This window comes from Metabacillus niabensis, from assembly GCF_902829255.1.
GTDB lineage: Bacteria > Bacillota > Bacilli > Bacillales > Bacillaceae > Metabacillus > Metabacillus niabensis.
The window spans coordinates 1-5,557 of the sequence record NZ_CADEPK010000168.1 but is presented as its reverse complement, the minus strand read 5'-3'; the positions used below and the strand labels follow the sequence as shown (position 1 = coordinate 5,557).

At 32.9% G+C, this 5,557-nt stretch carries 5 protein-coding genes and 1 riboswitch; all 5 genes read left to right on the top strand.

What is annotated here, in order from left to right; translation table 11 throughout:
* Positions 1-194 precede the first annotated feature (194 nt).
* A complete protein-coding gene (locus tag HU235_RS12250; RefSeq protein ID WP_174880390.1) occupies positions 195-1,703 on the top strand; it encodes a carboxypeptidase M32 in 1,509 nt (502 codons plus the stop codon).
* Positions 1,704-1,804: 101 nt separating this feature from the next.
* Positions 1,805-1,906, top strand: a riboswitch (purine riboswitch).
* A 235-nt stretch (positions 1,907-2,141) separates the two neighbouring features.
* Positions 2,142-2,735 carry a xanthine phosphoribosyltransferase gene (locus HU235_RS12245; protein WP_174880389.1) on the top strand — a complete coding sequence of 198 codons (594 nt, stop codon included), beginning with the start codon at positions 2,142-2,144 and terminating at the stop codon, positions 2,733-2,735.
* Positions 2,732-4,042: a nucleobase:cation symporter-2 family protein gene (locus HU235_RS12240; protein WP_095302170.1), complete on the top strand. Its 1,311-nt coding sequence runs from the start codon at positions 2,732-2,734 to the stop codon at positions 4,040-4,042. Before HU235_RS12245 ends, HU235_RS12240 begins: the two co-directional genes overlap by 4 nt.
* Positions 4,043-4,750: 708 nt before the next feature.
* On the top strand, positions 4,751-4,951 hold the full coding sequence (locus HU235_RS12235; protein WP_174880387.1) for a hypothetical protein: 201 nt from the start codon (positions 4,751-4,753) through the stop codon (positions 4,949-4,951).
* Positions 4,952-5,300: 349 nt separating this feature from the next.
* The gene (locus HU235_RS12230) at positions 5,301-5,522 is read left to right on the top strand and encodes a hypothetical protein (RefSeq protein WP_174880388.1); all 222 of its coding nucleotides are present in this window, start codon (positions 5,301-5,303) and stop codon (positions 5,520-5,522) included.
* The last annotated feature ends 35 nt before the right edge of the window (positions 5,523-5,557 follow it).

Genomic DNA, 5,557 nt, shown 5'->3' with positions numbered 1-5,557 from the left:
AGATAATAGTAAATAAAAATGCTATGTTAAGGCTTATTGTTGATTTCTTAGAACTTTGATTATTGTACATAAAACAACTCCCAAGGGGGGAGCCACAAGGGACTTCCCGCGGAAAGCGAACAGAACACCTTTAGCTAAAATTAACAAATAAGATTTACAGAGCAAGATAATTTAAAGAAATGAGTGTGATGTAAATGGAACAGTTAGAGAAAGATTTTTTAGATTACATAAAAAAAATGCAAGCATATGATGAGGCTATTAACGTTATGTATTGGGATTTACGTACAGGTGCACCAAAGAAGGGAATTGAACAACGCTCAGAAGTAATCGGAATGCTTTCAACAGAAGCTTTTCAAATGCTTATTTCAGATAAAATGAATGAGTATTTAACGACTCTATCCCAAGCTGATTTATTTAAATCTATACAGCCACATACACAAAAGGCTATTGAACTACTAAAAGAAGAGTATAATAAGAAAAAAGTTATTCCACCAAAGGAATATCAAGATTATGTCACTCTCTGTTCAAAGGCAGAATCTGTATGGGAAGAGGCAAAAGAGAAGGATGATTTTCAAATGTTTGCTCCATACCTACAAAAGCTTGTCGACTATAACAAAAAGTTGATTTCCTATTGGGGATATAAAGGAAATAAATATAATACATTATTAAATGAATATGAGCCTGGAATGACGGTGGAAGTACTAGATCGAGTTTTCGCTCAAGTCCGTGAAAAAATAGTTCCGCTCGTCAAACAGATTTCTGATGCTAGTCACAAGCCAAATACTGAATTTTTATCTTGCTTTTTTTCAAAAGAAAAACAAAGAAAGCTTAGTGAATATCTACTTCGTGAAATAGGTTATGACTTTTCAGCTGGGAGATTAGATGAAACAGTTCACCCATTTGAGATTACGTTAAATCGTGGAGATGTTAGAGTAACAACGAAGTATGATGAAAATGATTTTAGAACAGCGATTTTTGGAACGATTCATGAATGCGGTCATGCCATCTATGAACAAAATATCTCGAAAACATTAGAAGGTACTTTTTTATGTAGCGGGACTTCAATGGGAATTCATGAATCACAATCACTGTTTTATGAAAATTTTATCGGTCGTAACAAAGGCTTTTGGGAACGCTATTTTAATACATTAAAGGATTTTTCGATTGAACAATTTAACGGTGTTGATTTACAGGAGTTTTATGAAGCAATTAATGAATCAAAACCATCTCTAATCCGAATTGAAGCAGATGAATTAACATATCCATTACATATTATGATTCGATATGAAATTGAAAAGGCACTCTTTAATGATGAGATTTCCGTCGAGGAATTACCGGTGTTATGGAATGAAAAGTATCAAGAATATCTTGGCATAACACCACCAAATGATGCACAAGGTGTTTTACAGGATGTCCACTGGGCGGGAGGGAGCTTTGGCTATTTTCCTTCATATGCGTTAGGATATATGTACGCTGCCCAATTTAAGCATGCGATGGAAAGGGAATATCCTGATTTAGATAAGCGTATCGAGGATGGAGATTTTTCAACTATTAAGGAATGGTTAACTAATAATATTCATCAGTATGGTAAAACTAAGAAGCCTTTAGAAATAGTTAAGGATGTAACTGGAGAAGGATTGAATGCACAATATTTAATCGATTATCTCGAGGAGAAATATCGAACAATTTATCAATTATTATAATAAAACATCAACAATCACGAATATTCAAATAATTCCATTAAATAAAGTTCGTATTTTTGTCGAAAAAGTATTTCCAAAACCGATGATTCTTGTTATAATTCATCTTAATTACATTAACCACTCATATAATCGTGGGAATATGGCCCACAAGTTTCTACCGAATAACCGTAAATTATTCGACTATGAGTGAGGTCAACGTTCGTTTAATTATGGAGAGAAATCCCCATATAAAGGCGGCATTGCTTCACTTATAGTTGAAGCAATGCCGCCTTTTTTATGTGCTTCGTTGAATTGAGCGGAAATCAACAACCAATTTAAACAGAGTGTTAAATGGAAAAGAGCAACTCATCTAATATTTACGGTCCATATTAGTGGTTTCTATAATAAAAGATAATAAATTACGTGTCATCATCTGTAAAAATCGTTAGGGGGAAGATTATGAAACTACTTAGAGAAAAAATTCAAAATGAAGGTATAGTTCTTTCTGACGGAGTTTTAAAGGTTGATTCATTTTTAAATCACCAAATTGATCCGATACTAATGAAAGAAATAGGTATAGAATTTGCTAAGAGGTTTGAAAACGAAGGGATTACAAAAATTGTAACAATTGAATCCTCTGGTATATCTCCAGCTGTTATGGCCGGATTAGAGCTTGGAATTAAAGTGGTTTTTGCTAGAAAGAGAAAATCATTAACATTAACAAATCATTTGCTTACATCAAAAGTATATTCTTTTACAAAACAAGAGGAAAATATGATTGCGATATCGTCTCAATACTTATCATCTACCGATCGTGTCCTTATTATTGATGATTTTCTGGCAAATGGTGAAGCTGCAAAAGGACTTATTGATTTAGTAAACCAATCTGGAGCATCTGTACAAGGAATTGGAATTGTCATAGAAAAATCATTCCAAAAAGGTGCAGCGGAATTAAAAAACTTAGGCTATCGAGTAGAATCTTTAGCAAGAATTCAATCACTAACAAAGGGAAAGGTAAGCTTTGTTGAAGATGCTCAGGAGGTAACAGTATGAATATTTTCAAGAATTTATCATTAGGAATTCAACATGTACTTGCAATGTATGCTGGTGCTATCGTAGTTCCACTTATTGTTGGAAGTGGTATAGGTTTATCAGGGCACCAATTAACATATTTAGTAGCAATCGACATTTTTATGTGTGGGGTAGCTACTTTTCTCCAAGTTTGGAAAAATCGTTTCTTTGGAATAGGTCTTCCGGTTGTTTTAGGTTGTACTTTTACTGCTGTAGGACCAATGATTGCAATCGGAAATGAATATGGTGTAACAAGTATTTATGGTGCTGTTTTAATTTCAGGAATTATCGTTATTCTTATTTCAAGCATTTTTGGAAAATTAGTTAAGTTTTTTCCTCCTGTTGTTACCGGTTCGGTTGTAACTATAATAGGAGTCACTTTAATTCCAGTTGCTATGAATAATATGGCCGGTGGTGAAGGGAGCGCGAATTTTGGCTCAATCGAAAACCTTATCTTGGCATTCACTGTACTCATAATTATTTTACTTCTTAATCGCTTTTTTACAGGGTTTGTTCGTTCTATTTCAATCTTGATTGGGATTATTATAGGAACAATTATTGCAAGCTTTATGGGATTAGTCGATTTACAGCCAGTAAGAGATGCTTCTTGGTTTAATATAGGAAAACCATTTTATTTCGGTACACCAAGCTTTGAAATTACACCAATTATTACGATGACCATTGTTGCGATAGTAAGTATGGTCGAATCTTCAGGTGTATATTTTGCACTAGGAGATATTTGTAATAAAAAAATTGATGATAAAGATTTGGCAAGAGGATATCGTGCTGAAGGACTTGCGTATACATTAGGTGCGATATTTAATGCATTCCCATATACTACTTTTTCACAAAATGTTGGGCTTTTACAAATGACAGGTATTAAAACGAACAAAGTTATATATACTACAGCAATTATGTTAATCGGTCTAGGTTTAGTTCCAAAAATTGCAGCTCTTGCAACAGTTATACCGTCATCTGTACTTGGCGGAGCTATGATCGTAATGTTTGGTATGGTTATTGCATATGGAATGAAAATGCTTGGACAAATTGATTTTACATCACAGGAAAATCTAATTATTATTGCTTGTTCTGTTGGTTTAGGATTAGGAGTAACTGTTGTGCCTGGTATTTTTGCAGGATTACCTGAGTCTGTAAAGATACTAACAAATAGTGGAATCGTTATTGGAAGTGTGACGGCTATTTTGTTAAATATTATATTCCATATCATTCCATCTAAAAGGATAGTTGATCATACAGATGAAGTATTAGCAAATGAACAAGTATTATAATAAATGATTCCTTAAGTAATCATTTATATTATTGTGTAAAACGTTATCTACATCTTCATGTCTATAAGATATGAAATTGTAGGTGACGTTTTTTTTATGAAAGTAACCGTTACTCCTTTATTTCTAAAAAATTTTTAAGTGTTTGTCAAAATGAACATTTTTGAGAGTAATAACTGTCATTTTTTAAACTCTAAATAATCATTTAAACTCGAGAGTTATAAATAACCTTGGCTCTCATGTTTATAATCCATTCACCCTAAAAAGTATAGGGGGCGTAAAAGATTTAGATAGCATGATTAAGATGTTCTTTATAATGAAAATATTATTGGAGCGTAAGTACAATTTAAGAGATTTGTAAGAGGAAATTGTTTTTATGAATAAGAGGTATTGTAAATATATATTTTTTCATTGGGAAATGGTTCCGTGAAATATACAACTTAGTGAGGTAAGGGTTAAATGGACAAACACTTCTCAGAAATGATTCAAACTGTTTTAAAAACTTTTAAACTCCAGGAAGCTGAATTAGCTGCTTTACTGGGTGTGCATGAAAAAACGATCAGAAGATGGATTAGAGGTTATAAAATGAACTATACTAGAAAATCAATGATTGTGTTCAAAATAAGACAACTAATTAGGGATAAAAGAATTAACTTAAGAAAACAGGTGACACATAAAATGAATAGAATTTAATAGAAAGGAGAATAGTTTATGTGTGGAAACGTAAAAACTTGGTATATGACTGAGGAAGAACGGCTTGCATATATTAAGAAACATCCTATCAAACTAACTGAAAAACCAAAGGGTGCCTCATTTTCGGATGTACAGTATGTGAGTACACATAGAAAACGACAGGAGTTAAGGAAAACAAATGAAACAGCACAAGGCTATTTCATTAAACCCTGTACTTAACCTTTTATTTATAAGGCTCTTTTCTAAAATATTGTTGGTTATTAAAGCCAAGCACTGTAAAGGTTGTTTGGAGCTGATTACGAGACTTCTGTTGGATGCGAGCAAGAGGTAAGACCAAAGCAAGTTTATACCTGAGTAGACTCACCATCCATCCGTAGGAAGGATGAGAACTGCACGAGGAATCAACCACTAACGTTCTACACTGTAGCAACAAAGTTTACGAAAACAGCCATTTATAAAAAGGTGTAAAGGTATGTTCTATTTGTTCTTTTCGTCGTATTATCATAAGAATACATATTGAAAATATTTCCTGTTTGAATTACTCTTTTTTTATAAAGGTGAGAAGAGAGTGATTCATATGAAGATAGAAATGATCTTAATTATTTTTGTTATTTTGTTTCTTGTTTTTGTCCTTGGAACTGCAGTATGGGGCTATCGTGATGCAATGAAACACCGCAAACACCCCGTGTTTTCTTTGTTTATAGGACTTATGCTGTTTAGTTTTCCGGTTCTTGGCCTAATTATCTATTTATCTTTAAGAAAATATTATAAGAATATCGACGTTGAATAGTTCCCCCTTTTAATGTAAACAATAAGCAATATTAG

What these genes read in the sequence shown, in the direction of transcription:
- HU235_RS12245 (WP_174880389.1), top strand. Translation starts at nt 2,142, where the DNA reads ATGAAACTACTTAGAGAAAAAATTCAAAATGAAGGTATAGTTCTTTCT.
- HU235_RS12250 (WP_174880390.1), top strand. Translation starts at nt 195, where the DNA reads ATGGAACAGTTAGAGAAAGATTTTTTAGATTACATAAAAAAAATGCAA.
- HU235_RS12240 (WP_095302170.1), top strand. Translation starts at nt 2,732, where the DNA reads ATGAATATTTTCAAGAATTTATCATTAGGAATTCAACATGTACTTGCA.
- HU235_RS12235 (WP_174880387.1), top strand. Translation starts at nt 4,751, where the DNA reads ATGTGTGGAAACGTAAAAACTTGGTATATGACTGAGGAAGAACGGCTT.